The sequence below is a fragment of the Streptomyces sp. 1222.5 genome (assembly GCF_900105245.1).
Taxonomy (GTDB): domain Bacteria; phylum Actinomycetota; class Actinomycetes; order Streptomycetales; family Streptomycetaceae; genus Streptomyces; species Streptomyces albidocamelliae.
The window spans coordinates 5,959,260-5,985,968 of the sequence record NZ_FNSZ01000001.1 but is presented as its reverse complement, the minus strand read 5'-3'; the positions used below and the strand labels follow the sequence as shown (position 1 = coordinate 5,985,968).

General features: G+C 73.0%; 29 protein-coding genes and 1 riboswitch. Of the genes, 16 read left to right on the top strand and 13 right to left on the bottom strand.

The features are described 5' to 3' along the window. The first annotated feature begins 44 nt into the window (after positions 1–44). On the top strand, positions 45–335 hold the full coding sequence (locus BLW57_RS26980) for a hypothetical protein (RefSeq protein WP_093478028.1): 291 nt from the start codon (positions 45–47) through the stop codon (positions 333–335). A gap of 46 nt (positions 336–381) precedes the next feature. On the opposite strand, the gene BLW57_RS26975 is transcribed toward BLW57_RS26980, so the two are convergent. From BLW57_RS26975 to BLW57_RS26965, 3 genes are read right to left on the bottom strand one after another with little or no spacing between them, the layout of a single operon-like run. Further along, entirely contained in the window at positions 382–1,452 is a 1,071-nt protein-coding gene (locus BLW57_RS26975) for a prenyltransferase/squalene oxidase repeat-containing protein (protein ID WP_093478026.1), read from the bottom strand. Then, positions 1,449–2,201 (bottom strand): class I SAM-dependent methyltransferase, encoded by a 753-nt coding sequence (locus BLW57_RS26970; RefSeq protein ID WP_093478025.1) that lies wholly within the window; start codon positions 2,199–2,201, stop codon positions 1,449–1,451. Before BLW57_RS26970 ends, BLW57_RS26975 begins: the two co-directional genes overlap by 4 nt. Beyond that, positions 2,195–3,658, bottom strand: a complete 1,464-nt coding sequence (locus BLW57_RS26965) for a glycosyltransferase family 4 protein (protein WP_093478023.1) — start codon at positions 3,656–3,658, stop codon at positions 2,195–2,197. Before BLW57_RS26965 ends, BLW57_RS26970 begins: the two co-directional genes overlap by 7 nt. 220 nt (positions 3,659–3,878) lie before the next feature. Here BLW57_RS26965 and BLW57_RS26960 point away from each other — a divergent pair, with 220 nt between their 5' ends. Continuing rightward, positions 3,879–4,499 (top strand): TetR family transcriptional regulator, encoded by a 621-nt coding sequence (locus tag BLW57_RS26960; RefSeq protein WP_073894128.1) that lies wholly within the window; start codon positions 3,879–3,881, stop codon positions 4,497–4,499. A gap of 32 nt (positions 4,500–4,531) precedes the next feature. Here BLW57_RS26960 and BLW57_RS26955 read toward each other — a convergent pair whose 3' ends face one another. The 3 genes from BLW57_RS26955 to BLW57_RS26945 form a co-directional block, all read right to left on the bottom strand. Next, complete coding sequence (locus BLW57_RS26955; protein ID WP_093478022.1) at positions 4,532–4,765, bottom strand: ferredoxin; 234 nt, start codon at positions 4,763–4,765, stop codon at positions 4,532–4,534. A gap of 2 nt (positions 4,766–4,767) precedes the next feature. Next, on the bottom strand, positions 4,768–6,219 hold the full coding sequence (locus tag BLW57_RS26950) for an aldehyde dehydrogenase (RefSeq protein ID WP_093478020.1): 1,452 nt from the start codon (positions 6,217–6,219) through the stop codon (positions 4,768–4,770). 152 nt (positions 6,220–6,371) lie between these two features. After that, the gene (locus BLW57_RS26945; protein ID WP_093478019.1) at positions 6,372–6,701 is read right to left on the bottom strand and encodes a FliH/SctL family protein; all 330 of its coding nucleotides are present in this window, start codon (positions 6,699–6,701) and stop codon (positions 6,372–6,374) included. Positions 6,702–6,875: 174 nt separating this feature from the next. On the opposite strand from BLW57_RS26945, the gene BLW57_RS26940 reads away from it, so the two are divergent. Then, a complete protein-coding gene (locus BLW57_RS26940) occupies positions 6,876–7,904 on the top strand; it encodes an MBL fold metallo-hydrolase (protein WP_093478017.1) in 1,029 nt (342 codons plus the stop codon). A 49-nt stretch (positions 7,905–7,953) separates the two neighbouring features. On the opposite strand, the gene BLW57_RS26935 is transcribed toward BLW57_RS26940, so the two are convergent. Next, complete coding sequence (locus tag BLW57_RS26935) at positions 7,954–8,547, bottom strand: transcriptional regulator (RefSeq protein ID WP_093478016.1); 594 nt, start codon at positions 8,545–8,547, stop codon at positions 7,954–7,956. 402 nt (positions 8,548–8,949) lie between these two features. Continuing rightward, a riboswitch (cobalamin riboswitch) is annotated at positions 8,950–9,078 on the top strand. Between the two features lie 114 nt (positions 9,079–9,192). Between BLW57_RS26935 and BLW57_RS26930 the strand changes: the two genes are divergently transcribed. From BLW57_RS26930 to BLW57_RS26900, 7 genes are all read left to right on the top strand, one after another. Then, positions 9,193–10,404, top strand: coding sequence for a prenyltransferase/squalene oxidase repeat-containing protein (locus tag BLW57_RS26930; protein ID WP_093478015.1), 1,212 nt, complete (start codon positions 9,193–9,195; stop codon positions 10,402–10,404). Beyond that, positions 10,401–11,063: an SCO2322 family protein gene (locus tag BLW57_RS26925; protein ID WP_093478013.1), complete on the top strand. Its 663-nt coding sequence runs from the start codon at positions 10,401–10,403 to the stop codon at positions 11,061–11,063. Before BLW57_RS26930 ends, BLW57_RS26925 begins: the two co-directional genes overlap by 4 nt. A gap of 31 nt (positions 11,064–11,094) precedes the next feature. Continuing rightward, the gene (locus tag BLW57_RS26920) at positions 11,095–12,249 is read left to right on the top strand and encodes a CbiQ family ECF transporter T component (protein WP_093478012.1); all 1,155 of its coding nucleotides are present in this window, start codon (positions 11,095–11,097) and stop codon (positions 12,247–12,249) included. Continuing rightward, positions 12,246–13,964 (top strand): ABC transporter ATP-binding protein, encoded by a 1,719-nt coding sequence (locus tag BLW57_RS26915; protein WP_093478010.1) that lies wholly within the window; start codon positions 12,246–12,248, stop codon positions 13,962–13,964. The genes BLW57_RS26920 and BLW57_RS26915 overlap by 4 nt, the downstream gene beginning before the upstream one ends. Continuing rightward, positions 13,961–14,782 carry an ECF transporter S component gene (locus tag BLW57_RS26910; protein WP_093478008.1) on the top strand — a complete coding sequence of 274 codons (822 nt, stop codon included), beginning with the start codon at positions 13,961–13,963 and terminating at the stop codon, positions 14,780–14,782. Before BLW57_RS26915 ends, BLW57_RS26910 begins: the two co-directional genes overlap by 4 nt. Positions 14,783–15,146: 364 nt before the next feature. Beyond that, on the top strand, positions 15,147–15,560 hold the full coding sequence (locus BLW57_RS26905; protein ID WP_093480904.1) for an aggregation-promoting factor C-terminal-like domain-containing protein: 414 nt from the start codon (positions 15,147–15,149) through the stop codon (positions 15,558–15,560). Between the two features lie 249 nt (positions 15,561–15,809). Next, on the top strand, positions 15,810–16,496 hold the full coding sequence (locus tag BLW57_RS26900) for a YoaK family protein (protein ID WP_093478007.1): 687 nt from the start codon (positions 15,810–15,812) through the stop codon (positions 16,494–16,496). A gap of 114 nt (positions 16,497–16,610) precedes the next feature. Here the strand turns inward: BLW57_RS26900 and BLW57_RS26895 are convergent, their stop codons facing one another. After that, entirely contained in the window at positions 16,611–17,846 is a 1,236-nt protein-coding gene (locus tag BLW57_RS26895) for a cytochrome P450 (RefSeq protein ID WP_093478005.1), read from the bottom strand. Between the two features lie 238 nt (positions 17,847–18,084). Between BLW57_RS26895 and BLW57_RS26890 the strand changes: the two genes are divergently transcribed. Then, on the top strand, positions 18,085–19,254 hold the full coding sequence (locus tag BLW57_RS26890) for a steroid 3-ketoacyl-CoA thiolase (protein ID WP_093478004.1): 1,170 nt from the start codon (positions 18,085–18,087) through the stop codon (positions 19,252–19,254). On the opposite strand, the gene BLW57_RS26885 is transcribed toward BLW57_RS26890, so the two are convergent. Then, complete coding sequence (locus tag BLW57_RS26885) at positions 19,238–19,426, bottom strand: DUF397 domain-containing protein (RefSeq protein WP_093478002.1); 189 nt, start codon at positions 19,424–19,426, stop codon at positions 19,238–19,240. The genes BLW57_RS26890 and BLW57_RS26885 overlap by 17 nt on opposite strands. Then, positions 19,407–20,234, bottom strand: a complete 828-nt coding sequence (locus BLW57_RS26880; protein WP_093478001.1) for a helix-turn-helix domain-containing protein — start codon at positions 20,232–20,234, stop codon at positions 19,407–19,409. Before BLW57_RS26880 ends, BLW57_RS26885 begins: the two co-directional genes overlap by 20 nt. Positions 20,235–20,324: 90 nt before the next feature. Here BLW57_RS26880 and BLW57_RS26875 point away from each other — a divergent pair, with 90 nt between their 5' ends. From BLW57_RS26875 to BLW57_RS26860, 4 genes are all read left to right on the top strand, one after another. Further along, positions 20,325–20,726, top strand: a complete 402-nt coding sequence (locus BLW57_RS26875) for an ATP-binding protein (protein WP_256339601.1) — start codon at positions 20,325–20,327, stop codon at positions 20,724–20,726. 286 nt (positions 20,727–21,012) lie between these two features. Beyond that, positions 21,013–22,386 carry a glycine betaine/L-proline transporter ProP gene (proP, locus tag BLW57_RS26870; protein ID WP_093477999.1) on the top strand — a complete coding sequence of 458 codons (1,374 nt, stop codon included), beginning with the start codon at positions 21,013–21,015 and terminating at the stop codon, positions 22,384–22,386. A gap of 103 nt (positions 22,387–22,489) precedes the next feature. Further along, positions 22,490–23,608: a DUF2330 domain-containing protein gene (locus BLW57_RS26865; protein WP_256339600.1), complete on the top strand. Its 1,119-nt coding sequence runs from the start codon at positions 22,490–22,492 to the stop codon at positions 23,606–23,608. A gap of 62 nt (positions 23,609–23,670) precedes the next feature. Further along, positions 23,671–24,342 carry an O-methyltransferase gene (locus BLW57_RS26860; protein WP_093477997.1) on the top strand — a complete coding sequence of 224 codons (672 nt, stop codon included), beginning with the start codon at positions 23,671–23,673 and terminating at the stop codon, positions 24,340–24,342. A gap of 13 nt (positions 24,343–24,355) precedes the next feature. Here BLW57_RS26860 and BLW57_RS26855 read toward each other — a convergent pair whose 3' ends face one another. Beyond that, positions 24,356–24,748, bottom strand: coding sequence for a hypothetical protein (locus BLW57_RS26855; protein ID WP_073893526.1), 393 nt, complete (start codon positions 24,746–24,748; stop codon positions 24,356–24,358). Between the two features lie 124 nt (positions 24,749–24,872). On the opposite strand from BLW57_RS26855, the gene BLW57_RS26850 reads away from it, so the two are divergent. Further along, positions 24,873–25,310, top strand: a complete 438-nt coding sequence (locus BLW57_RS26850; protein WP_093477995.1) for a DnaJ family domain-containing protein — start codon at positions 24,873–24,875, stop codon at positions 25,308–25,310. Here BLW57_RS26850 and BLW57_RS42545 read toward each other — a convergent pair. Both BLW57_RS42545 and BLW57_RS26840 read right to left on the bottom strand, forming a co-directional pair. Further along, on the bottom strand, positions 25,299–26,009 hold the full coding sequence (locus tag BLW57_RS42545) for a hypothetical protein (protein ID WP_256339599.1): 711 nt from the start codon (positions 26,007–26,009) through the stop codon (positions 25,299–25,301). The genes BLW57_RS26850 and BLW57_RS42545 overlap by 12 nt on opposite strands. Before the next feature lie 5 nt (positions 26,010–26,014). Next, entirely contained in the window at positions 26,015–26,695 is a 681-nt protein-coding gene (locus BLW57_RS26840; protein WP_093477994.1) for a hypothetical protein, read from the bottom strand. Positions 26,696–26,709: the final 14 nt, after the last annotated feature.

The window sequence follows — 26,709 nt, the reverse complement described above, 5'->3', positions numbered from 1 at the left end:
GCCCGGCCCTGTTTCACGGGCCCGGAAGCGGCAATCCGAAGAACATGTCTCGATATCGCACGGGCGCGAATCAGGCCGGGACGGTCGTGGCGATCGTCGCCGACGTCATGGCCTTCATACTCGGCCTCTGGATTCTGATGTACCTGTTGGACGCGAACCGGGCGAACAGCCTGGTGCAGTTCGTCCATGACGCCGCCGCCTGGCTGGCCGGCTGGTCCCACGACCTCTTCACGTTCGACGAGGCCTGGGCCCGGGTGGTGGCCGGCTACGGCCTCGCCGCGGTGGTCTACCTGTTCGTCGGCCACGCCATCGCCAACCGGATGCAGCGGCACTGAGGCGACACGCGGCACGGTCCCCGGGGGGCCGTGCCGCTCGCGTCGGCTAGGCGCAGCAGTCGGGGTCCAGGCCGGTCGGCAGGCGGTCGCCGCCGAAGACCGCGCAGGTGGCGTCGTGGCCGCCGAGCGCGGCCACGGCCAGGAGGAGCGAACCCGCGGTCCAGGTGGTCAGCTCGCGGGGCCAGATCGCGTCGTCGTCGAAGACGTAGCCGGTCCAGTACAGGCCGGTCGCGGGGTCGCGCAGGTGCTGGATGGACTGCAGGATCTCCAGGGCGCGGTCGGACTCCCCGACCGCCCAGAGGGCCAGGGCGAGTTCGCTGGACTCGCCGCCGGTCACCCACGGGTTGGGGATCACGCAGCGCACGCCGAGGCCGGGGACGACGAAGCGGTCCCAGGACTCCTCGATGCGGGCCTTGGCCTCCGACCCCGTCAGCGCACCGCCGAGGACCGGGTAGTACCAGTCCATCGAGTAGCGGTCCTTGTCGAGGAACCGCTCGGGGTGCCGGCGGATCGCGTGGCGCAGCGCACCGACCGCCAACTCCCAGTCGGGCTGAGGCTCTTCGCGCTGCTCGGCGATGGCGAGGGCGCAGCGCAGGGCGTGGTGGACGGAGGAGCTGCCGGTGAGCAGGGCGTCGGCCGTGGGGGTGCCGTCGTCCTCGCGCCGCCAGCCGATCTGCCCGCCGGGCCGCTGGAGCCGCAGCACCCATTCGACCGCCGCGTAGACGCAGGGCCACATGCGGTCCAGGAAGGTGTCGTCCCCCGTGGACAGGTAGTGGTGCCAGACGCCGACGGCTATGTAGGCGACGAAGTTCGACTCGCGGGCGCGGTCGCTGACGTCGTCGTGGGCGCCGTCGGCGTAGGCCGCGTACCAGGAGCCGTCCTCGAGCTGGTGCCGCGCGAGCCAGTCGTAGGCCCGCTCGGCCGCCTCGTGCTCGCCGGCCGCGTCGAGGGCCATGGCGGCCTCGGTGTGGTCCCAGGGGTCGAGGTGGTGCCCGCGGAACCACGGGATCGCGCCGTCCTCCCGCTGCGCGGCGAGGATGCCGCGTACGGTCGCGGCGGCCTGCCCGGCGGTGAGGACCCCGGGCAGGACCAGGTGTTCCGTCCGGGGCGTCGTCACTTGGCGGCCGCCCCGTCGGTCCCGGCGAGACGCGGCAGGTGCGGCTTGGTCGCGTAGACCACGAAGCTCTTGCCGATCAGCGGGTTCAAAGCCTGCTCGGCGACCCGTGTGGCCAGGGGCTTCTTCATGATGTCCCAGACCAGCAGCTTGTGGTACGCCCGGACCGGCAGCGCCTTGTCGTTGTCGACGCCGAAGGCGCACTTCAGCCACCAGTACGGCGAGTGCAGGGCGTGCGCGTGGTGGCTGCCGTACGGCTTCAGGCCGGCCTCGCGGATCTTCCCGACCAGCTCGTCGGCCTTGTAGATGCGGATGTGGCCGCCCTCGACCTCGTGGTAGGCGTCGGACAGCGCCCAGCAGACCTTCTCGGGGCCGTAGCGCGGCACGGTGACGGCGATCCGGCCGCCCGGCCTGAGCACGCGGACCATCTCCGCGAGGACGCCCTTGTCGTCGGGGATGTGCTCCATCACCTCGGAGATGATGACGACGTCGAAGGACTCGTCGGGGAAGGGCAGGGCCAGGGCGTCGCCCTCCATGGCCGTGGCGGTGGCGCCCTCGGGGGCCTCGCCGGCCTCCTTCATCGCCGCGAACCACTTGGCGACCTCGCGGATCTCCTCGGCGTTCTGGTCGAGAGCCACGACCTGGGCGCCGCGCCGGTAGCACTCGAAGGCGTGCCGGCCGGCCCCGCAGCCGAGGTCCAGGACACGGTCGCCCGGGGCGAGCGGGAACCGGGAGAAGTCGACGGTCAGCACGTGGCCCTGCTTTCGGTGTAGACGCCGGTGTCACTGGCCGAGGTCGTGGACGCGTCGCTCCGGGACGCCGTGACCGCGACACTCGGTGAAGCCGCGGAACGGCCGGGAACGGGGGCCGTCGCGCCGCCGGCCGTGGCGTGGGCGCCGTCGCCGCCCGCGGAGCGTGCGATGGCCTCGCGGTAGCGGGCCACGGTGCCTTCGGCGGCGCGTGCCCACGTGAAGTTCCTCAGCACCCGCTCGCGGCCCGCGGCGCCGAGCCGGGCGCGCAGTTCCGGGTCTCCGAGCAGCCGGCCGAGGCCGGCGGCCAGGGCTCCGGCGTCGCCGGGCGGCACGGCCAGGCAGGTCTCGCCGTCGCGGCCCGCGACCTCGGGGATCGCGCCGCCGGTGGTGGCGACCAGGGGGGTGCCGGTGGCCATGGCCTCGGCCGCGGGCAGCGAGAAGCCCTCGTACAGGGAGGGCACGCAGGCGACCTCGGCCGAGCGGATCAGGTCGACGAGTTCGGCGTCGGAGATGCCCTTGACGAACTCGACGGCGCCTTCGAGGCCGTAGCGCTCGACGGCCTGGGCGACCGGGCCCTCGGTGGGGCGCTTGCCGACGACGACGAGGTGGGCGGCCGGGTGCTCGGTGCGCACCTTCGCCAGCGCCTCCACCAGGAAGACCAGGCCCTTGAGGGGGACGTCGGCGCTGGAGGTGGTGACGATCCGGCCGGGCACCTCGGGGACGGCCGGATTCGGCGCGAACAGGTCGGTGTCGGCACCGATGTGGACGACGTGGACGCGCTCCTCGCGGACGCCGAGGTGGTCCACGATCTCCTGCCGGGAGCTGCCGGAGACGGTGAGGACGGAGGGCAGCCGGCGGGCGGTGCGCTTCTGCATGCGGGTGAAGGCGTACCAGCGGCGCACCGAGTAGCGGCGCTGCCAGCCCTCGGCGGCGTCCAGCTCCAGCTGCCGGTCGACGGTGATGGGGTGGTGGATCGTGGTCACCAGGGGTGCGCCGATGTCGCCCAGCAGGCCGTAGCCGAGGGTCTGGTTGTCGTGGACGACGTCGAACTCGCCGCGGCGGGCGCGCAGATGGCGGCGGGCGCGCAGCGAGAAGGTCAGGGGCTCGGGGAAGCCGCCGGTCCACATCGTCGCCACTTCGAGGGCGTCGATCCAGTCCCGGTACTCGTCGCGCCCGGGGGTGCGGAAGGGGTCGGGCTGGCGGTACAGGTCGAGGCTGGGCAGCTCGGTCAGGGTGAGCGCGGGGCAGCCCTCGTCGAGGACGGGGTACGGCTGCGAGCCGATGACCTCGACGCGATGGCCGAGGCGGGCGAGCTCACGCGAGAGATGCCGTACGTAGACACCCTGGCCGCCGCAGAACGGGTTCCCTTTATAGGTGAGGAGTGCGATGTGGAGCGGTCGCTTGCCGTCGGCTGCGGAGTCCTCCTGGGCACCCGCTTCCCGGGCCTCGGCGGTCACTCGGTGCCCCCTTCTGCATGCACTGTCCCGCGAGACTACGACGGGACGCTAATCTAGAACAAGTTTCAGACTTGATCGTTCAAGAGGCTCTGAATCTACCGGCAGGTAGGGGCGCTGTGAGCAGTGGATCAGGTGATTCACGCCACGACACGGGCCCCCTCCGCGCCGGATGATCACATGCCCCACCGACACCCTCACCGACTGTCACGGAACGGGACCCATGCCTGCGGAAGCCAGTACGTCGCGGCCGGCGTCGCCGCCGCTCACCGAGCGGCAGGAGGCCCGCCGCCGCAGGATCCTGCGCGCGAGCGCCCACCTGGCCAGCCGGGGCGGTTTCGACGCGGTGCAGATGCGTGAGGTGGCCGAGTCCTCGCAGGTGGCGCTCGGCACGCTGTACCGCTATTTCCCGTCGAAGGTGCACCTGCTGGTCGCCACCATGCAGGACCAGTTGGAGCACATGCACGGCACGCTGCGGAAGAAGCCGCCGGCGGGGGACACGGCGGCCGAGCGGGTGGCGGAGACGCTGATGCGCGCCTTCCGCGCCCTCCAGCGCGAGCCGCACCTGGCGGACGCGATGGTCCGGGCCCTGACCTTCGCCGACCGCAGCGTCTCCCCCGAGGTGGACCAGGTCTCCCGGCAGACGACGGCGATCATCCTGGACGCGATGGGCCTGGCGGATCCGACGCCGCAGCAGCTCTCCGCCGTCCGGGTCATCGAGCACACCTGGCACTCGGCCCTCACCACCTGGCTCTCGGGCCGCGCCTCCATCGCCCAGGTCAAGATAGACATCGAGACGGTCTGCCGCCTGATCGACCTGACGGAGCCGGGGGCTTCGCGCTAGGGCACGCCCCCGGCCGCCGGACCCCCGCCCCGTTACTCCTCCGGTGGGAACACCGTCTCCCCCGTGTCCAGGAGGGTCAGGGTGATCGCTTCCACCGGGCAGCTCTCCGCGGCCGCCAGGATCGCCTCGTTCGCGTCGGTGGCCGGGTCCGCCGGGTGGGACTGGCGGGCCGTGTCGAGGCGGAAGGCGGTCGGGGCGTGGTGGAGGCACTGGGCCGAGCCGATGCAGACGGAGCGGTCGACCTCGACGTGCCAGCGGTCGCCCATCCTCACGCCCCCGCCGGCAGGTGGATCATCTTGTGCTCCAGGTACTCGCCGTACCCTTCCGGGCCGAACTCCCGCCCGAGACCCGAGTTCTTGTAGCCGCCGAACGGGCCGAGCATGTCCAGGCTGAAGGTGTTGACGGAGAACGTGCCGGTGCGGACGCGGCGGGCCACCTCGATGCCGCGTTCGACGTCGGCCGTCCACACGCTGCCGGACAGGCCGTAGTCGGAGTCGTCGGCGATCTTCAGGGCCTCGGTCTCGTCGCCGTACGGGAGCAGGCAGATCACCGGGCCGAAGATCTCCTCGCGGGCGATCCGCATGGAGTTGTCCACGTCGCCGAAGAGGGTCGGCTCGACGTACCAGCCCCGGTCCGGGGCCGCCGGCCGGCCGCCGCCGGTGAGGATCTTGGCGCCCTCCTCCTGGCCGATGCGGATGTAGTCGAGGCTGCGCTGCTGCTGGCGCCGGGCGACCAGGGGGCCGACCTGGGTGGCCGGGTCCAGCGGGTCGCCGACCGTCAGGGCGCTCGCCGCCTGCGCGAAGGCGTCGGCGAACTCGGCGTACCGGGCGCGCGGCACCAGGATGCGGGTCTGGGCCACACAGGCCTGGCCGTTGTTCATGAAGGCCGCCGGGACGATGCCCGCCACCGCCGTCCCCAGGTCCGCGTCCGGGAGCACGACCGCCGCCGACTTGCCGCCGAGTTCCAGCGTGACCCGGGTGAGGTTGCGGGCGGCGACCTCCATCACGCGCCGGCCGGCCGCGACCGAGCCGGTGAAGGAGACCTTGTCGACGCCGGGGTGGCCGACCAGGTACTCGCTGACCTCCCGGTCGGCGGGGAGGATGGACAGCACTCCCTCCGGCAGCCCGGCGTCCCGCGCGATCTCACCGAGGAGGTAGGCGTCCAGCGGGGACTCCGGGGACGGTTTGAGGACGACCGTGCAGCCGGTCAGCAGCGCCGGGGCGAGCTTGGCCGCGGCGACGAACTGCGGGACGTTCCACGGGACGACGGCCGCGACCACGCCGACCGGTTCGCGGCGGACGAGGAGCGGGCCGAGGACGCCGGCGCGGCGCTCCTCGTACGTGAAGTCCCGCGCGACCCGGATCGCCGAGTCCCACACCATCATCGCGCCGAGCGCCTGGGCGAGGACGCTCCAGGAGTACGGGGAGCCGTTCTCGGAGGAGATCACGCGGGCGATCTCCTCGTGCCGGGCGGCGATGCCGTCCTTGATGCGGGTGACGACCTCGATCCGCTCCTCGAGCGTGGCCCGTGGCCAGGGCCCCTCGTCGAAGGCGCGGCGCGCGACGGCCACCGCCCGGTCGACGTCCGCCCGTGAGGCGTGCGGCACCCGGCCGATGACCTCCTCGGTGTGCGGGGAGACCACCTCGATGACGTCCGTGCCGAGGGGATCGGTCAACTCCCCGCCGATGAACAGCTGTCCGTGTTCCACGAGCTCGGTCATGGCCGACTGCCTCCCGCCGCACCGCGCGTATCTGACGCCGTTTCAGAACTGATACCAGTTCTAGTTACAGCGGGCAATGGCCGACACCGGCCGGGGCCGCACCGGCGGATCACCCGCCGGTGCGGCCCCGAACGTCGCGCGGTGAAGCGGACTCAGTCGCAGTACCGGTTGTAGGCCGAGCTGTAGCCCCGGTTGTAGCCGTCGACGTAACCGTGCGCCCACGAGGAGTCATGGCCGGACGAGTAGCCGGAGCCGTAGCCGTCGCGGTCGCAGTCGGAGCGCGCGTCGGAGAAGCCGTCACGGAAGCCCTGCCGGAAGCCCTGCTGGTAGTGGTTCTGCTCGGGAGCAACCGCCGCGGAACTCACCTGCGTCGGGGCCGGAGACGCGAACGCCGACTGCACGCTCAACGGCATGAGGGCGACACCGGTCGCCACCAGAGCGGAGCTGAGGGCCGCGGCCCTCTTGATCGTCCTTCGCTGCATGAGCTCTCCCCAGATACGCCCATATGGGATGTTTCCACTCTAATGGGCCGAAAGCGTGACGCAAATCGGGGTGCCCGCCCGCACGTCCCCTATGCCGCCCCTAACTGACGTTGCGTCAGGTCTGGTTATAGTGAACAGGATCGAAAGGCTGCGGGCGGTGGGCGGAGGAGCCTGATGACGAAGACGTTCGATCACGGCGGGGGCGTACGGTCCCTTCAGGTCCCCATCCCTGACAACCCCCTCGGCCACACGCTGGTGTACGTCGTGGACACCGGCCGGGGACCGGTGCTGGTCGACACCGGCTGGGACGATCCGGCGTCCTGGGACGTGCTCGCGGCGGGCCTGGCGGCCTGCGGCACGGCGGTGTCCGAGGTGTACGGCGTGGTCGTCACCCATCACCACCCCGACCACCACGGGCTGTCCGCGCGAGTGCGCGAGGCGTCCGGCGCCTGGGTGGCGATGCACGAGGCCGACGCGGCGATCGTCCGTCGGGCCCGGGAGACCCGGCCCGAGCGCTGGTACGCGTACATGGCGGACAAGCTCGCGGCGGCCGGGGCACCCGAGGAGCACATCGCCCCGTTGCGGGCCGCCCGGGGCCGCCGTACCCTGCCCGGTCTCTCCCCCGCCCTGCCGGACCGGGACGTCGCGCCCGGCGAACTCCTCGACCTGCCCGGCCGCCGGCTGCGCGCCGTCTGGACCCCGGGACACACCCCCGGCCACGTCTGCCTGCATCTGGAGGAGGACCATCCCGCGCGACGCGCGGGTCGCGGGCGCCTGTTCAGCGGCGACCACCTATTGCCGGAGATCACCCCGCACATCGGCCTGTACGAGGACCCCGACGACGCCACGGTGACCGACCCGCTCGGCGACTACCTCGACTCCCTGGAGCGGGTGGGCCGGCTCACCCCGGCCGAGGTGCTCCCCGCCCACCAGTACGCGTTCACCGACGCGCCCGCCCGGGTACGGCAGTTGCTCGAGCACCACGAGCAGCGGCTGGCCGGGCTGCTCGCGCTGCTCCGCGAGCCCCTCACACCCTGGCAGCTCGCGGAGCGCATGGAGTGGAACCGCCCCTGGGCCGACATCCCCTACGGCTCCCGGAACATCGCCGTCTCCGAGGCCGAGTCCCATCTGCGCCGCCTGGTGAAGCAGGGGCGGGCCGAACCGCTCGCCGGGAGCGAGCCGGTGGCGTACGTGGCCGTGTGAGCGACGTGCGCCGTGGCGGGACCGTCCCGCCCCCGTCCTGGACGCGGGGTCAGGTACGCCCGGCGTCCTCCACCCGCTCCGCGGAGATGATCATCTCGGCCAGGTCGGCGAGGGTGGCGAGCTGGTGGGCGTTCATCTGCGGGGCGCGGGCGGCGAGCCGGACCAGTCCGTTCTGGCGCAGCCGCAGCAGCGGGTCGGCCTCGGCCTCCAGGTTCTGCAGCACGGGCTGCAGCGCCTCGTGCAGCGCTTCCGGTTCGTCGGCGGTGAAGAACCCGGCGGGCAGGCCGAAGAAGCGGCGCAGCCGGTCGGTGTGCGCGAGGCTCGGCATCCCGCTCTTGCGCCACTCGCTCAGCCACTGCCGGCTGGTGCCGGCGATGGCGGCCAGCTCGCCCAGGGAGTACCGCTTTCCGTCGGGCCTCCGCCGGTTCTCGCGGATGAAGTCGAGGCGCTGGCGCACCCGTTGGGTCAGCATGGTCTCGGGAGCCCGGCCGCCGTCGAGGAGTTCGGCGACGACGGCGACGGGAACTCCGGTGCGGCGGGACAGATCGGCCACGTCGAGGGCCTCCGGCAGCCGACCCGGCCGGCCGGTCAACTCGCCGAGCCGGCGCAGGACATCGGCCAGGTCGGCGTACGCGTCACTCACCGAGTTCTCCCTGGGCTGTCGTCCGTTCGGTGTCGGGCTGACGCGAGGCTACCGGGTCGGTCGGTGACCGACCAGGGGTGACAGCGCTTCCTACCCAAAGGGGCAGCAATCGTTGACAGTTGCCGGAGCGGTGGGTGAGGATCACGGCACGGAGAGCGAGATGCGACCGCCCCGGGTGCCGGTCACGGGGGAGCGGCACCCGGGGTGCACCACACCCGATCGCCTCGGCCGTCCTCGGCGGCGGACCGGTCGACGACGCGCCGGCCGGCCCTCGCGGTCCCCGGCGCGGCACCCACGCGTCGTCGATCCCGTGCGCGTCGGCCGTACGGCCCGAGCCCGTCAAGAGCGTGACGCCGGTCACCGGGCCGGTGTGCCCACGGCCACCCCTCGGGCCGCGCGGGGCTGCCGGTAAAGTGGCGGAGTCGTCATCACACCCGTACGGGGGGAAGCCGGTGCAATTCCGGCGCTGACCCGCAACCGTGAGCCGCCCGGCGGGCGGTGAGCCGGACCGCCCCGGGCGGGACGTTGACCGGCTCACGTGCGTCGGCGGCCCGCCGCGCACGGCACCGTCGAGGTACACGGGGCCGAGCCGCCCGGGTGTTCCCGTGCGCTGCAGGCTCCCCGCAGGAGAGGCAGTCGCCGACCATGAACGTTCGCCGCAGCGCCGCGGCTCTCGCCGCCATAGGCGTGCTGGCCGCCGCCGCGCCCGCCACGGCCGCCGACGCGTCCCCGTCCCCCAAGGTGGCGGTGCCGGACGGCCTGTACGGCAAGGCGGACCCGACGTACGACGGCGTGTGGCGGCAGTCGCTGACGCTGCTCGCCCAGCGCACCCTCGGCTACCGGCCGACCCCGAAGGCCGTGGACTGGCTCACCGGGCAGCAGTGCGCGAACGGCTCCTTCGCCGCCTTCCGTGCCGCGCCCGGCAAGGCCTGCGACGACAAGACGCAGGTGGACACCAACAGCACGGCGGCCGCCGTGCAGGCCCTGGCCGCCGTCGGCGGACACGACCGCGAGACCCGCAAGGCCCTGGTCTGGCTGACCACCGTGCAGAACAAGGACGGCGGCTGGGGGTACACGCCGGGCGGCCCGAGCGACACCAACTCCACCAGCGTCGTCATCGGCGCGTTCGCCGCGGTCGGCCAGGACGTCGCGAAGCTGCACAACAGGAGCAGGACCCCTTACGACCTGCTGGCCGCGCAGGCCGTCCCCTGCGACCAGGACGGCGGTGGCGCCCTCGCCTACCAGCCGGACAAGAAGGGCAAGCTGCTCGCCAACGCGGACGCGACGGCGGCCGGCCTGCTGGGCTCGCTCGGCAAGGGCTTCGCCGCGGAGGTGGGCAAGGCGCCCGCGAAGGACGACTGCGTCAAGGCCGCCCACCCCACCCCGGCCCAGCTCGCGGACAACGCGGGCGCCTACCTGGCATCGGCCGTCGCCGAGACCGGTCACCTGAAGTCGACCCTGCCCGGCGCCAAGGACCAGCCCGACTTCGGCAACACCGCGGACGCGGTCGTCGCGCTCGCCGCGGACGGCCGCACCGACCGGGCGAAGAAGGTGTACGCCTGGCTGGAGAAGAACGCCACCCAGTGGGCGGCGCAGAGCGGCCCGGCCGCGTACGCGCAGCTGATCCTCGCCGCGCACGCGGTGGGCGCGCAGCCGGACGACTTCGGCGGCACCAGCCTGGTCCGCTCCCTCAACGCCCAGGGCCCGGCCCCGCAGGCGGAGAAGGCCGCCGGGAAGAAGGCCGAGGCGTCCGACGACGACTCGAACACCGGCGTGTGGTGGATCGTCGGCGTCGGCCTCGTGGCGGGTATCGGCATCGGCTTCCTGCTCAGCGGCCGGAAGAAGAACCGGCCGTGACCCCCGTCCGCCGTGCCGCGACCCTGCTGGTCGCCGCGCTCGTCCTGCTGCTTCCCGCGACCGCGGCCCACGCCACCGGCTACCGCTACTGGTCGTTCTGGGAGCGCTCCGGCGGCCACTGGACGTACGCCACCCAGGGCCCGTCGATGGTGCGCCCGGACGACGGCGCGGTCCAGGGTTTCCGGTTCGCCGTGAGCGCGGACTCCGCGGACGCGACCCGGCCGCGCGGTACGGCGGACTTCACCACGATCTGCGCGGAAACGCCCGCGAAGGCGGGCACCAAGCGGGTGGCGCTGGTCCTCGACTTCGGCACGCCCGCCGACGCCCCGTCCGGCGAGCGGCCGCCCGCGCGCCGCACCGCGTGCGCCCGCCTCTCGCCGGACGCGACGAGCGCGGACGCGGTGGCCGCGGTCGCCAGACCCCTGCGCTACGACACCAACGCGCTGTTGTGCGCGATCGCCGGGTATCCGCACCAGGGGTGCGGGGAACAGGTGTCGGCGGACCGCGAGCCCGCGGCCGCCGCACCGGAGAAGCACGGGCCGGACGGCGGGTCCGGCGGTGGGCCGTCGCTGGGTCTGCCGGTCGGCGTGGGGGTGGTGGCCGTGCTGGCGGGCGCCGCGGTGTGGCAGGCGCGGCGGCGGCGCGATGACTCCGTGTAGCTGCGGGCCGTCCTGCGACAGCGGGTGCGCCGTGGCTGATCGCGCCGTTCCCCGTGCCGCCGGGAAGCCGAAGCCGCCGGCCACCGCACGGCACCGGTACCGGTCCCGGTTGCACCCCGGTGCCTGGTGGCTCTGGGCGCTCGCCCTCGGTACCGCCGCCACTCGCACCACCAACCCGCTCCTCCTCGCGCTCCTCGTCGCCGCCTCCGCCTACGTCGTGGCGACGCACCGCTCCTCGGCTCCCTGGGCCCGCTCCTACGCCGCGTTCGTCAGGCTCGGCCTCGCCGTCCTGCTGGTCCGCCTGCTCTTCGCGGTGGCCCTCGGCTCCCCCATCCCCGGCACGCACACCCTGTTCACCCTCCCCGAGATCCCGCTCCCCCACTGGGCGCAGGGCATCCGGCTGGGCGGCCGGGTCACCGCCGAGGCGCTCGTCTTCGCCGGCTACGACGGACTGAAGCTGGCCACCCTGCTGATCTGCGTGGGCGCGGCGAACGCCCTGGCCGGCCCCTCCCGGCTGCTGAAGTCGCTGCCCGGGGCGCTGTACGAGACGGGGGTGGCCGTCGTCGTCGCCCTCACCTTCGCGCCGCATCTCATCGCCGACGTACGGCGGCTGCGGGCCGCCCGCCGGCTGCGGGGCCGCCCCGACCGGGGCGTGCGGGGCCTGCTCCAGGTCGGACTGCCGGTCCTGGAGGGGGCGTTGGAGCGCTCGGTCGCGCTCGCCGCCGCGATGGAGTCCCGCGGTTACGGCCGCACCGCCGAGGTGCCCGCCCGCGTCCGCCGTACGACCGCCGCGCTCACCCTCGGCGGACTGCTCGGGGTGTGCGCGGGAACGTACGGGCTGCTCACGGCCGAGGGCGGCACGTACGGGCTGCCGGTGCTGCTCGCCGGTGTGGCCGCCGCGCTCGCGGGTCTGCGCCTGGGCGGCCGCCGTTCCCTGCGCACCCGGTACCGCCCGGACCCCTGGGGCGTACGGGCCTGGCTGGTCGCGGGGTCAGGCGTGGCGGTCGCCGCACTGCTCGCGCTCGCCTCGGTCCGCGACCCGGACGCGCTGCACCCGGGGGTGGTGCCCCTGGTCGCGCCCGTGTTCCCGCTGTGGCCCGCGGTCGCCGTGCTGCCGGCGCTGCTGCCCGCCTTCGTCGTCCCCCGGGCACCCGAGGTGTCCCGAATCCCCGAGGAGCCGTCGTGATCCGCTTCGAGAACGTCGGCGTCACCTACGACGGCGCGGCCGGACCCACCGTCCGGGGCGTGGACTTCGAGGTGCCCGAGGGCGAACTGGTGCTGCTCGTCGGCCCGTCCGGGGTGGGCAAGTCGACCGTGCTCGGCGCGGTCAGCGGCCTGGTCCCGCACTTCACGGGCGGCACCCTCGGCGGGCGGGTCACGGTGGCCGGCCGGGACACCCGTACCCACAAGCCGCGGGAACTCGCCGACGTGGTCGGCACGGTGGGGCAGGATCCGCTCGCCCACTTCGTGACGGACACCGTGGAGGACGAACTCGCCTACGGCATGGAGTCGCTGGGACTCGCGCCCGCGGTGATGCGGCGCAGGGTGGAGGAGACCCTGGATCTGCTGGGCCTGGCGGGGCTGCGGGACCGGCCCATCGCCACGCTCTCCGGTGGGCAGCGGCAGCGGGTCGCGATCGGTTCGGTCCTCACCCCGCACCCCCGGGTGCTGGTCCTGGACGAGCCGACCTCGGCGCTGGACCCGGCCGCGGCGGAGGAGGTGCTGGCCGTGCTCCAGCGCCTGGTGCACGACCTGGGGACGACCGTGCTGATGGCGGAGCACCGGCTGGAACGCGTGGTGCAGTACGCGGACCGGGTCGTCCTGCTGCCCGCGCCCGGTGCCGCCCCGGTGGTCGGCGCCCCGGCCGAGGTGATGGCCGCGTCCCCGGTGTACCCCCCGGTCGTCGCCCTGGGCCGGCTGGCGGGCTGGGCCCCGCTCCCGCTGACGGTGCGCGACGCCCGCCGCCGCGCCGCTCCCCTGCGCGACCGGCTGGCCGGGGCCGCCGTGGACGGCCGCGCGGCGGCACCCGGCGAGCGTGGGCGAGCGGCCCGGCTCCCCGCCCAGCGGCGGCGGGTACCGGAGGACTCGGCCGGGCCGGCCCGCCGCGGCCTGTTCCGGCGCCGCCCCGCCGCACCGGTACCGCACACCCCGCACATCGCGGTCCTGCACGACGTCACCGTCCGCCGCAACCGGACGGAGGCCCTGCACCGCGTGGACCTGACCGTCGCCCCGGGCGAGACCGTCGCCCTCATGGGCCGCAACGGCGCCGGCAAGTCCACCCTGCTCAACTCGCTCGTCGGTCTGGTCACCCCCACCACCGGCACGGTCGACGTGGGCGGAGCCGCGCCGCACCGCACTGCGCCCCGCGAACTGGTCCGCCGCGTCGGCCTGGTCCCGCAGGAGCCGCGCGATCTGCTGTACGCCGACACGGTGGCCGCCGAGTGCGCGGCCGCCGACCGGGACGCGGGTGCCGAGCCCGGCACCTGCCGGGCGCTGGTGTCCGGGCTGCTGCCGGGCATCACGGACGGCACGCACCCGCGCGACCTGTCCGAGGGCCAGTGCCTGGCGCTCGCCCTGGCCGTGGTGCTCACCGCCCGTCCTCCCCTGCTCCTGCTGGACGAGCCGACGCGCGGCCTGGACTACGCGGCGAAGGCCCGTCTGGCCGTCGTCCTGCGGGACCTGGCCGCCGAGGGGCACGCGATCGTGCTGGCCACGCACGATGTGGAGCTGGCCGCGGAGATCGCCCACCGGGTGGTGCTGCTCGCCGAGGGCGAGGTGATCGCCGACGGGCCCACCGCCGAGATCGTGGTGTCGTCGCCGTCCTTCGCGCCGCAGGTGACGAAGATCCTGGCCCCGCAGCGCTGGCTGACGGTGGCCGAGGTGCGGGAGGCACTGGCATGACGTCCACCCGGGTGCGCGCCGTCCGCCTCGGCCCCCGCTCCCTCGCCGCGCTGGCGCTGGTCAGCTCGGTGGGGGTGGCGGCCTTCGGCTGGCCCTTCCTGGCCCCGCCCACCGCCCAGCTGAACGCGCACGCCCAGGACGCGCCCTGGCTCTTCGCGGGTCTGCTGTTGCTGCTGGTCGCGGTGGTGGCGGCGACGATCTCGGAGTCGGACCTCGGACCGAAGGCCGTGGCCATGCTGGGGGTGCTGGCCGCGACCGGGGCGGCGCTGCGCCCGATCGGCGCGGGCACGGCCGGCATCGAGCCGATGTTCTTCCTGATGGTGCTCAGCGGGCGGGTGCTCGGACCGGGATTCGGTTTCACGCTGGGCTCGGTGACGATGTTCGCGTCCGCGCTGCTCACGGGCGGGGTCGGACCGTGGCTGCCGTTCCAGATGCTGTCGATGGGCTGGTTCACGATGGGCGCCGGTCTGCTCCCGGGCCCGGTGCGGCTGCGCGGCCGGGGGGAAGTGCTGATGCTGGCCGTGTACGGCTTCCTGGCCGCCTTCGCCTACGGCACGATCATGAACCTGGCCGGCTGGCCCTTCCTCGGGGCCGCGGCGTCGAACATCTCCTTCGACCCGCAGGCGGCGGTGCCCGCGAACCTGGCCCGCTTCGTCGCGTACTGCCTGACCACTTCCCTCGGCTGGGATCTGGGCCGGGCCGTCTGCACGGTGCTGCTGACCGTGTTCCTCGGTCCGGCGGTGCTGCGCGCGCTGCGCCGGGCCACCCGGCGGGCCGCGTTCGAGACCGCGGTCACATTCGACGGTCCGGGCGCGTGACCGGCGGCACATCCGGCCGCGTCGCTGCGTGAGGCGCCGAATCCGCTTCGTGAGCGAGTCGGTGAAGCACCCCACATGACGCACATCACCTACTACACGGGGCCGTAGCCCGTTTTGCCCGATACATCCCTTCCGGCACCCCTTCTGGCCTGCTGATTGAGAGCCACGCCACAGGGCGGACGTTCACCGCCGATCCGGCCACAACTAGTAAAAGGGGTCATTGCGGACGGGTTTCCGGCCTGCTTGTCTGGACGACGTCGCCAGGCGCCACGAGCCCACCCGGGCCGCGGCGCCGACGCATACGGCCACAGCGCGTGGTCCATCCATGCGGGCGATCCACCGTCCCCGACGCAAGAGGTTCTCCGTGTCCGTCTCCTTCATCCGCCGCATCGCTTCCCCGAAGAAGGCCCTCACCGCCGCCGCCGTGGCCGCCGCCACCGCCGGTATGGCACTGAGCGCGGCGCCCGCCCAGGCCGCCCCGAGCTCCGCCTCCTCCGCCCAGGCGATCGCGCACAAGATGATCCCGGACGCCGCGCAGTTCAACGCGTTCAGCAAGATCGTCGAGCACGAGAGCGGCTGGAACGCCAGCGCCACCAACAGCTCGTCCGGCGCCTACGGCCTGGTCCAGGCCCTGCCGGGTTCGAAGATGGCTTCCGCCGGCGCCGACTGGAAGACCAACCCTGCCACCCAGATCAAGTGGGGCCTGGACTACATGAAGTCCCGCTACGGCAGCCCGGCCCAGGCCTGGAGCTTCTGGCAGGCCAACGGCTGGTACTGAGCAGCACGCCACTGAGCTCCACCTGAGCGCTCGCTGCCGAGCCGCGTCCCTCCGCCGAGCGCTCCACCCGGCTCGCCCCCTCCGAGCCTCCCCCCACGCTTCCGCACCCTCGCCCCGCCGGGCGGGGGTGCGCGCGCGTGTCCGGCCCCCGGCCGCCGGGCACACGCCGGTGCCGCGACCACCCGGCGCCCCGCCCACCGGCATGGTGGAGTGGTCACCGACTCGTCCGTCGGGCCAGCGGGAGCAACCATGACGACAGCGCAGGCATCGGCGCCGGACCCGGAGGTGCGCGGGGTCCGCCTGGTGGCCGTACTCCTGGTGCTGACCGTGGTGAGCGGGCTGATCGACGCCGTCAGCTATCTGGGGCTGGGCCGGGTCTTCACCGCCAACATGACCGGCAACGTCGTCGTCCTCGGCTTCGCCGCGGCCGGCGCGCCCGGCTTCTCCGTCCTCCACACGGCCACCTCCCTGGTCTGCTTCCTGCTCGGCGCGGCGACGGGAGGCAGGGTGGCGGCCCGCCTCGGCTCCGGCTCGCGCCGCAGGTGGGCGCGGCTGACCCTGGCCGCGGAGGCCCTGCTGGTCGGGGTCTCGGCGGCGGTGGCCCTGATCCGGCCGGGCACCACCGGCACGGTCTACGCCCTCATCGCCCTCACGGCCTACGCGATGGGCCTGCGCAACGCCACCGTGCGCAGACTGGGCGTCTCCGACCTGACGACCACGGTGCTGACCATGACCCTGACCGGTCTCGCCGCGGAATCCCGTCTGGGCGACGGCACCGGCCACCGCTCCCCGCGCCGGACGGCCTCCGCGATCGCCATGCTGGCCGGCGCCTGCCTGGGCGCCTGGCTGGTGCTCCACCACGGTCTGGGCATCCCGTTGCTGGTCGCGGCGCTCGCGTCGGCGGTACTGGCGCTGACGGCCTCGGGCCGGGAGTAGCCGGCCGGGAACGGCGGACCTCGGGGGAGGCAGGAACGGGCGCAGGGACGAGGGTGCTCCTGCCTCCCTCGGGGTGGGCCGACGGCACCGGCTCCGTCGGCCCCGGCCGTGCGGTCAGCCGGTGGTGACCTGGAGTTCCTTGACGCCGTTGATCCAGGCCGAGCGCAGGCGGCGCGGGTTCTCCGCGAGCCGCAGGCCGGGCATCGCGTCGGCGATCGCGTGGAAGATCAGGTCGATCTCCAGGATCGCGAGGGACTTGCCGAGGCAGTAGTGCGGGCCGCCGCCCCCGAAGCCGAGGTGGGGGTTGGGGTCCCGGGTGATGTCGAAGGCGTCCGGATCGGCGAAGACCTCGGGGTCGTGGTTGGCGGAGGCGTAGAAGAGGCCGACCCGGTCGCCCTTCCTGATCTCCACCCCGCCCAGTTCCGTGTCCTGCGTGGCGGTCCGCTGGAAGGCGTTGACGGGTGTGGCCCAGCGCACGATCTCCTCGGCCGCGGTGGCGGGCCGCTCCCGGGTGAAGAGGTCCCACTGGTCGCGGTGGGTGAGGAAGGCGTGCATCCCGTGGGTGATGGCGTTGCGGGTGGTCTCGTTGCCGGCCACCGCGAGCATGAGCACGAAGAAGCCGAACTCGTCGGAGTTCAGGTTGCCCTCGTCCTCCGCCGCCACCAGGGTCGACACGATGTCGTGCGCCGGGCAGCTCTTGCGCTCGGCGGCCATGTTCATCGCGTAGGCGATGATCTCGGCGGCCGACTGCGCGCCGACCTCCTCGGTGATCGCGTACTCGGGGTCGTCGTAGGCGATCATCCTGTTGGACCAGTCGAAGATCTTGGAGCGGTCCTCCTGGGGGACGCCGATCAGCTCGGCGATGGCCTGAAGGGGCAGTTCGCAGGCGACCTCGGTGACGAAGTCGAACGGCCCGGAGCGGGCGCGGGCACCGGCCACGATCGCCTCCGCGCGGGCGCGCAGCCGGTCCTCCAGAGCGCGTATCGAACGCGGGGTGAAGCCCCGCTGCACGATCTGGCGCACGCGGGTGTGCTCCGGCGGGTCCATGTTGAGCAGGATCAGCCGCTGCGCGTCGATCGCGTCGCGCTCGATGTGCTCGTTGAACCGGATGATCGCCGTGTTGAGGGTGGAGGAGAACAGCTCCGGGTGGGTGGAGACGTACTTGACGTCGGCGTGCCGGGTCACCGCCCAGTAGCCGGTGTCGGCGAACCCCGCGAGGCCGTGCGGCTGCGGGATCCAGCGGACCGGCTCGGTGCGGCGCAGCTCGGCGAACTCGGGGAGGGGCACGCGGTGGTGCAGCAGGTCGGGGTCGGTGAAGTCGAACCCGTCGGGCAGCGCGGGGCAGTGCATCGGCGGCTCCCGTCGTCCGGTCTGACGGCCCATCAGGAATACAGGCTGCCGTGAAGGTAGTAACGGGTTCTACAAGTGGCAAGACATTCCGCCGCCCCAATTGCGTGCGGAACTCGTGCAGATGGCGACTTCAAGACCTGCAAGACCCTTGCGGTGACGGGCGCCGCCTCCGCAGACTTCAGGCAGAACTAGAACGCGTACTAGTTCTGGAGCCGAGCCTCGGAGAGGACCCGCGCCCATGGCCGCCGAACCCGTGATCGTCGAAGCCGTACGGACCCCGATCGGCAAGCGCGGCGGTGCGCTCGCCAATCTGCACCCCGCCTACCTCCTGGGCGAGACCTACCGTGAACTCCTCGGCCGTACCGGCATCCCCGCCGACGCGGTCGAGCAGGTCGTCGGCGGCACGGTGACCCACGCCGGCGAGCAGTCCATGAACCCCGCCCGCACGGCCTGGCTGGCCATGGGCCTGCCGTACGAGACCGCGGCGACGACGGTGGACTGCCAGTGCGGCTCCTCCCAGCAGGCCTCGCACATGGTGGCCAACATGGTCGCCGCGGGCGTGATCGACGTCGGGATCAGCTGCGGGGTCGAGGCGATGTCCCGGGTGCCGCTGGGCTCGGGCTCGAAGCACGGGCCGGGCAAGCCGTTCCCAGACGAGTGGAACGTCGACCTGCCCAACCAGTTCGAGGCGGCCGAGCGGATCGCCCGGCACCGCGGCCTGACCCGGGAGAACGTGGACGCGCTGGGCCTGCGCTCCCAGGAGCGTGCCGCCCACGCCTGGGCCGAGGAGCGCTTCAAGCGGGAGACCTTCGCCGTACAGGTCCCCACCACCGAGGAGGAGCAGCACGCGGGGCAGGGCATGTGGCGCCTGGTGGACAAGGACGAGGGACTGCGGGACACGTCCATGGAGGCGCTGGCCGGGCTCAAGCCGGTCATGCCCACGGCCGTGCACACGGCCGGCAACTCCTCGCAGATCTCCGACGGCGCGGCGGCGATCATGTGGGCGTCGAAGCGGATGGCGCGTGCGCTGAAACTGCGGCCGCGGGCGCGGATCGTGGCGCAGGCCCTCGTGGGCGCCGACCCGCACTTCCATCTGGACGGGCCGATCGACGCGACGAAGGCCGTGCTCGGCAAGGCGGGCATGTCCCTCAAGGACATCGACCTCGTGGAGATCAACGAGGCCTTCGCGTCCGTCGTGCTCAGCTGGACCCGCGTCTTCGAGCAGGACCTGGAGAAGGTCAACGTCAACGGTGGTGCGATCGCGCTGGGGCATCCCGTCGGCGCGACGGGGGCCCGCCTGATCACCACCGCGCTCCACGAACTGGAGCGCACCGACAAGGAGTTCGCGCTCATCACGATGTGCGCGGGCGGCGGCCTGGCCACCGGGACGATCATTCAGCGGATGTAGCGGACGCCCAGTCGACGAAGCGGGTGAATGTGGCGGGGGCGATCGTGAGGATCGGTCCCGCCGGGTTCTTGGAGTCGCGGAGGGCGACAGCGGCTTCCGCCAACTCGGCGACCTCGACGCACTCGCCGCCCTGGTCTCCGCTGTAGCTGGACTTACGCCACTTGCTCTCCATAGCGGTCCTCCATCACGCGCCGGATCAGCCCCGCCGAGTCCTTGATCGAGAGCGCGGCGGCTCGAAGATGATCGTATCGGAGCGAGCAGTCCTTGACGGTGCTTGGATTCGCGGTCGGATGCCCGCTGCTGTAGCTCTCCGTGTAGACGATGGGGGGATCGCCAGCAAAGCGGAAGACGGTGAACGGGCCTTGCAGTCCGGCGTGTTCCCCAGCTGTGAACGGCAGGATCTGCACGTTGATCCGAGGGTCGCCCTCCAAGGACAACAGCTTGGCCAGTTGCTCGCGCATGACCTCGCGGCCGCCGATCTCCTGGTACAACGCGGCCTCGCCGAGCACCATCCAGAAGACTGGTGGCTCTCCCTTCTCAAAGATGCGCTGGCGAGCCAGCCGAACAGCGGAACGGTCACCGAGGTTGACCTGATCGAGGACTCCGAGCACCGAGCGAACGTAGGACGCGGACTGAAGCAGGCCATGGATCACGTGAGTCTGGAACGTGCAGATCTCGATCGCCCGCGCCTCCAGCTCCGCCACCTCCCGGAACCATGCCGGAAGCTGGCTGCGCAGCACCAGGTCGACCAGCCGCGATAGCAAGCCACCCGTCCCCAGCGCCATATCCACCCGTTCACTGAACTCGGGCGTCGGCACCTTCCGCGCCGTCTCCACCTGCCCCACCAGCGACCCCGTGTAATTGACGATGTCCCCCAGTTGCCGCTGCGTCAGCCCCGCCGCCTCCCGGTGGCGGCGGAGTTCGAAGCCGTAGTAGTCGAGCGGTGAGGCGCCGGGGTCGAGGGTGTTGATGTGGGCCACGGACGGTCCTCCCAGACAACTCGGTCCACAGCCGGACGCGTTGTATCCGATCTGTAGCCGAGAGTAGTGAGGCGAGGTCAGCCTCGTACCGTGAAACTCAACATTCCGCGCACCCCCCAGTACCGCCTGCACCTCACCGTCGGCGAGCACTCGGTGCACCACATCCGCCGGATCGTCCGCTCGCTGCTGCGCGAGTGGGGGCTGGCGGAGCTGACGTTCGCCGTGGAGCTGGGCGTGAGCGAACTGGTGACCAACGTCGTGCGGCACGTCCCGGACCGCCGCTGCACGGTCGTGGTGGCCCGGCGGACGGCGGGGGTGCGAGTCGAGGTCACCGACGGTTTCCGCCGCCTCCCCTCGATGCCGGACGCGCCGGACCCTGAGTCGGAGAGCGGGCGGGGACTGGCCCTGCTCGACGCCCTGACCGGGAAGTGGGGGGTGACACCGTGGGCCGGGGGCGGCAAGACGGTGTGGTTCGAGTGCGGGAACCTCTGACGGGAGTCCCGTCCCTTATATGCGAGTCTGCCCGGATAACCGCAGCGCGCAGGCGCTGCGGTTCCACGGCGGCGGCGCGACAAGGATCACAGGAAGCGGATGGCATACCGCCGCGCGGATGGGCAGACGTACCTGCATACACGCCCTTTAGCTGCACTATGCATCGATGTGCATACACGACGTAAGGGGCGCAAGTCGGCCTATGGTCGATTTTCGGCCCGTCGCACGTCATCGCCGCCGTCCGGGCCGCGTACCTGTCCCCGTCGAAAGGTAGGCGAGCCTCGTTTTGGCGACCGTCACAGCCGTCTCCCCGTCCCTGAAGATCCCCCGGGCCCGCAACGCCCAGGACGTCACCGTCACCGACCCCGCGCTGGTCAAGCGCGCCGTGAAGGCGGCCGCGCTCGGCAACGCGATGGAGTGGTTCGACTTCGGTGTCTACAGCTACATCGCGGTCACCCTGGGCAAGGTCTTCTTTCCTTCGGGCAACCCGACCGCCCAGCTGTTGTCGACGTTCGGCGCCTTCGCCGCGGCCTTCCTCGTCCGCCCGCTGGGCGGCATGGTCTTCGGTCCGCTGGGCGACCGCGTGGGCCGCCAGAAGGTGCTCGCCCTCACGATGATCACGATGGCGGCGGGCACGTTCGCCATCGGCCTGATCCCGTCGTACGCGACGATCGGCGTCGGCGCGCCGCTGCTCCTGCTGGCCGCCCGGCTGGTGCAGGGCTTCTCCACCGGCGGCGAGTACGCGGGCGCCTCGACGTTCATCGCCGAGTACGCGCCGGACAAGAAGCGCGGCTTCTTCGGCAGCTGGCTGGAGTTCGGCACGCTCGCCGGTTACATCGGCGGCGCGGGCCTGGTCACCCTGATGACGGCGCTGCTGTCCACGGACGACCTGCTCTCCTGGGGCTGGCGCATCCCGTTCCTGATCGCGGGCCCGATGGGCATCATCGGCCTCTACCTGCGGATGCGGCTGGAGGAGACCCCGGCGTTCGCGGCGGAGGTCGAGAAGGCGGAGGCCTCCCGGCCGAAGGTGCCGCTGCGCGAGATGGTGGCGGGCCAGTGGAAGGCGCTGCTGCTGTGCATGGGCCTGGTGCTGGTCTTCAACGTCACCGACTACATGCTGCTGTCGTACATGCCGAGCTACCTCACCAGCGAGCTGAAGTACGACGAGACGCACGGGCTGCTGGTCGTGCTCGGTGTGATGGCGCTGATGATGATCGTCCAGCCGTTCGCGGGCGCCCTGACCGACCGGGTGGGCCGCCGTCCGGTGATCGCGGCCGGCTGTGCGGGCTTCCTGCTCCTGTCCGTCCCGGCGATCCTGCTGATCCGCCAGGGCAGCCTGGTCGCGGTCGCGCTCGGCATGGGCGCGCTCGGTCTGCTGCTGGTCTGCTTCACCGCGGCCATGCCGGCCGCGCTGCCGGCGCTCTTCCCGACCCGGGTGCGCTACGGCTCCCTGTCCATCGGCTTCAACGTGTCCGTGTCGCTGTTCGGCGGTACGACTCCGCTGGTGGTCACCGCGCTGATCGGCGCGACGGGCAACATGATGATGCCCGCGTACTACATGATGGCCGCGGCCGTCGTGGGCGGGTTCGCGGTGTGGCGCATGTCGGAGTCGGCGGGCCGTCCGCTGCCCGGCTCGGCGCCGTCCGTGGAACAGCGGTAGGCAACGACGAGCGTTTTTCGGGCTCGTGGCCGTACCCCGGCCGCGGGCCCGTCGTCGTCGGACGGGCCGGAACCGTTCCCCCACGCGCACCGTCTGTAGCGCTGTGACTCGTGCCCGGATACTCGTCGCCGTTCTCGCCCTGCTCGGCATCCAGTTGAGCTGGTTCATCGCCCCCGCGTACGCCTGCGGATGCGGCGCGATGATCCCGGATGCGTCCCGGCGGATCGCCGTGTCCGACGAGCAGTCCGTCCTGCGCTGGGACGGCCGGCGCGAACAGATCGTCATGCGGCTGACGGTGGACGGCGACGCCGCGCACGCCGCCTGGATCATGCCGGTTCCGCACCGGGCGACCGTCCGGCTGGGCGACGCGGCCCTCTTCGACCAGCTCGCCCAGGCCGTCGCCCCCGTGCACCGCACCCGCTACCACTTCTGGCCGGGGACCGGGGACTGGCCGTTCGACGGCCGTGACCTGGCCGCCGACGGCGCGCTCCCCGCCGCGGGCGGTGTCTCGGTGGTCGGCCGGCAGCGGCTCGGGCCGTTCGACGTGGCCCGGCTGACCGCCACCGACCCGGCCGCCCTGGGCGACTGGCTGCACCGTCACGGCTTCTCCCTGCCGGCCCGGCTGAAGACCGCGCTGCGGCCGTACGTCGACCGGCACTGGGAGTACGTCGCCGTCCGGCTCGCCCCCCGCGCCGGCGGCACCCCGCTGCACGGTGCCCTGGACCCGCTGCACCTCACCTTCGACGCCGGCCGGCCCGTCTACCCGATGCGGCTGTCCCGCCTGGCCCGCACCCCGCAGTCGCTCGGCCTGTACGTCCTGGCCGCGCACCGCATGGAGACCAGCACGGCGATCGGCGGGGCACCGCCCCGGGTGGTCTTCGCGGGCAGGCTCGCCCCGCACGACGGCGCCCTGGGCGAGCTGTCCGCCGGCACGCCCTACCTGACGGCGTTCACTCAGCGGTTCCCCGACCCCGCACGCATCTCCGGCGACCACGAACTGCGCCGTGCCGCCGCCGACACCCCGGTCCGGCAGGTGATCGTCGACGGCGAGCTGCGCCGGATCGCCGGGATCCCGGCCTGGCTGCTGACGGTCGGGGGCGGCCTGCTCATGGTGGTCGCGGCCGTCGCCGTGGCCGTCGTACGGCACGCGCGGCGGCCGGTGACTGCGCCGCCGCCCGTGCAGCCACCGCCGCCGGTCGCCCCGTCCGCGCCGCTCGGCTGAGATCATCGACCTGGGCAGGTCCGAACAGCCTCGGGAAGACACTCCGGAAAGGCAGCAGACGCATGAGCGGGTCGCAGCTCTGGGACGACGTCGACGACTACTTCATCAGCCACCTCTCCCCCGACGACGAGGCGCTCCAGCTGGCGCTGGCGGACAGTGAGGCCGCCGGGCTGCCGTCCATCGGGATCACGGCCGCCCAGGGCAAGTTCCTGCAGCTCCTCGCGCAGGTGCAGGGCGCGCGCACCATCCTGGAGATCGGCACGCTCGCCGGGTACAGCACGATCTGGCTGGCCCGCGCGCTGCCCGAGGACGGCCGGCTGATCTCGCTGGAGTACAGCGCCAAGCACGCCGAGGTGGCCACCCGGAACCTCGCGCGGGCGGGCCTGGAGCGGATCGCGGAGGTACGGGTGGGCCCGGCCCTGGAGTCGCTGCCCAAGCTCGCCGACGAGAACCCGGCCCCCTTCGACCTGGTCTTCATCGACGCCGACAAGGCCAACAACGGCCACTACGTGGAGTGGGCGCTGCGCCTGACCCGCGCCGGCAGCCTGATCGTCGTGGACAACGTGGTGCGCGGCGGCCGGGTCGTCGACGCGGCCAGCACCGAGCCGGACGTGGTCGGCACCCGGGCCGCGATCGACCTGATCGCGACCCATCCGAGGCTGAGCGGCGCGGCGGTCCAGACGGTCGGCAGCAAGGGCTACGACGGCTTCGCGCTGGCCCGGGTACTCGGCTGAACCCGGCCGGGGTTCACGCCTCGTGGTAGAAGCCGACGTTGACACTGCGCGGCGCGGTGCGGTCCTGGACGACGATCTCGCCGGACCCGCCGTGCGGCAGGACGACGCTCCCGCCGTAGACGAGGGGCTGGGTGTACTCCCCGACGATCACCCGCACCTCGGACGCCGGGTCGGCCTGCGAGCCGCGCAGCCAGGTCAGCTGCCAGGCGCCGTCGGCGCCGCACAGGAACTCCAGGTGGACCCGGGAGATGAAGAGCCAGTCGTCGGGGGTGACCAGCCGGCACACGGAGGCGTCGCGGCCGACCCGCAGCGCGGCCCCCGGCTCGGAGGGCGCGTCGGCCATCGTCATGCCTGCGGTGGCGCCGGCGTCCTCGCCGGAGACGGTGGCCATGGTGAGTTCGAGCACGCCTGTTCCCCCTGAAGCTGTGGCGCGGCCGCAGCGTCCGTACGTCATGGTGCGGTGGCCGGATCGCCGTACCGCCGCCGAATGATAAAACGCTCGGCCGGGCCGCGTCCGGCACAATGGGCTCATGACCGAGCGAAAGCCACCGGGCGTCCCGTTCGAGTCCTGGGTGGACAAGCAGATCCGCGACGCTCAGGCGCGCGGGGAGTTCGAGCGGCTGCCGGGGGCGGGCGAGCCACTGCCCCCCGAGCTCGAGTCCGGTTACGACGAACTGTGGTGGGTCAAACGGAAGATGGCCCGCGAGGGGCTGGCCGTGCTGCCGCCCGCCCTCGCTCTGCGCAAGGAGGCCGAGGACGCGCTCGTCGCGGCGTACGCGGCGCCGTCGGAGCGGATCGCGCGGAAGATCGTCGAGGACGTCAACGTCAGGATCCGCGACATGATGTTCAAGCCGCCGCCCGGCCCCCCGCTGGGGAAGAAGCCGTACGACGTCGAGGAGGTCGTACGCGAGTGGCGGCAGCGCAGGGCTGCCGCCACGGGTGAGGTGCCGGGTCCGTCAGACGTGTAGCAGGCGCCCGGCCAGCTCCCGGTAGTCGCGCAGGGCCAGCCGCAGCTGCTCGGTGTCGGCAGCGGCGGCGGGACCGTGTCCGTCGGTGCGCTCGCCGCCCTGCCAGGACGTGCGCAGGGTGCGGCGGCGCCGGGTCACGGCCTCGGTGAACCGCTCGGCGATCTCCTCCAGCGCCCGGTCGGCCTCCTCGACGGCCGTCCGCGGCTCCTCCACGAACCCGGCGAGCACCTGGTGCATCCGCTGCTCCCAGCGGTCCGCCTCCTCGTCCGCGAGCAGCGGCGCGCCCACCCCGGAGGGGGCGGTGGTGCTCTCTCCGACGCTCTCGGTCGCGGTACGGGTGGCCTTGCCGGGCGTCTCCGCGCCCAGACCCTCCGTGCCCGGCCGCAGCCCCTCGGAACCGTGCGCCGAGCCGTGCCCGGGCAGCGGCTGTGCCGCGGGGTCCGCCGACCGGTCGCCGGCCGGGGAGGTGGCGGCGGCCGGGGCCCGGTCGTCGCCGGCCGTGCCCGTGCCGCCGGGGCCGGTGGAGCCGGGGAGGCGGCCGTCCGCGCTCCCATCGGGGGCCGGTTCGCCGGTCAGGTGCTTCTCCGACCGGGGATCGGCCGGGGTGCGGCCGTCCGGGGTCCGCTCGTCGTGCCGCGGTCGGGTGAGGCGTCCGGCGGAGTGGCGCTCGTCGCCGGGGCCGGTCGTCGTGTCCTTCATGACGCTCAACTCTCCTTCGGTCGGCTCCGGTGCAGCGCCCACGGGGTGTGGGAGCGGGCGTGCGCATGGCCCGGCGTCCCGGCCGGCTGCGTCGCCGAGGCGGCGGGCGCACGGTGGCGGCCGCTGTCCGCGTGGGAGCTGGTCAGTTCGTCGAAGAGGGCGCGGGCGCCCATCAGGGCCGTCCGCAGTTCCTCGGTGCCGGCGTCGTTCCCGCTCGCACCGCCGTCCGCGCCGGTGCGGGACATCCGGTGCACCTGCCGGTAGCCGTCGACGTGGCCGGCGTGGTGCACGGAGAGCGCGGCGAGCTGCTCCTCGTAGCGCTCGCCGTCGGGGTACCCGCGGTCGGCGGCGAGCTCGGCGAGCAACCGGTCGGCCTCGGCCACCGCACCGCGCGGCGACTCGACGAAGTGTTCCTGCACGGCCGTCCAGCGGGCCGCGTACCGCTCGCGCTCGTCCTCGCCCAACGGCCGCTCCCGCAGGTCGCCGTGGCGCTCGACGCGCTCGGTCAGTTCCCGTTCGGCGGCCTTGGTGTCGCCGTCGTGCCGGGCCACGGTCCGCTCGTACTCGGGCCCGAAGCGCCGCTTGAGACTCGCGCCGCCGCGCCGCCCGCGGCCGAGGACCAGGGCCGTGCCGACGACCACGACCGCCGCGATCACGATCAACAGAATGATCAGACCTGTGGACATGGTTCCCTTCCGGG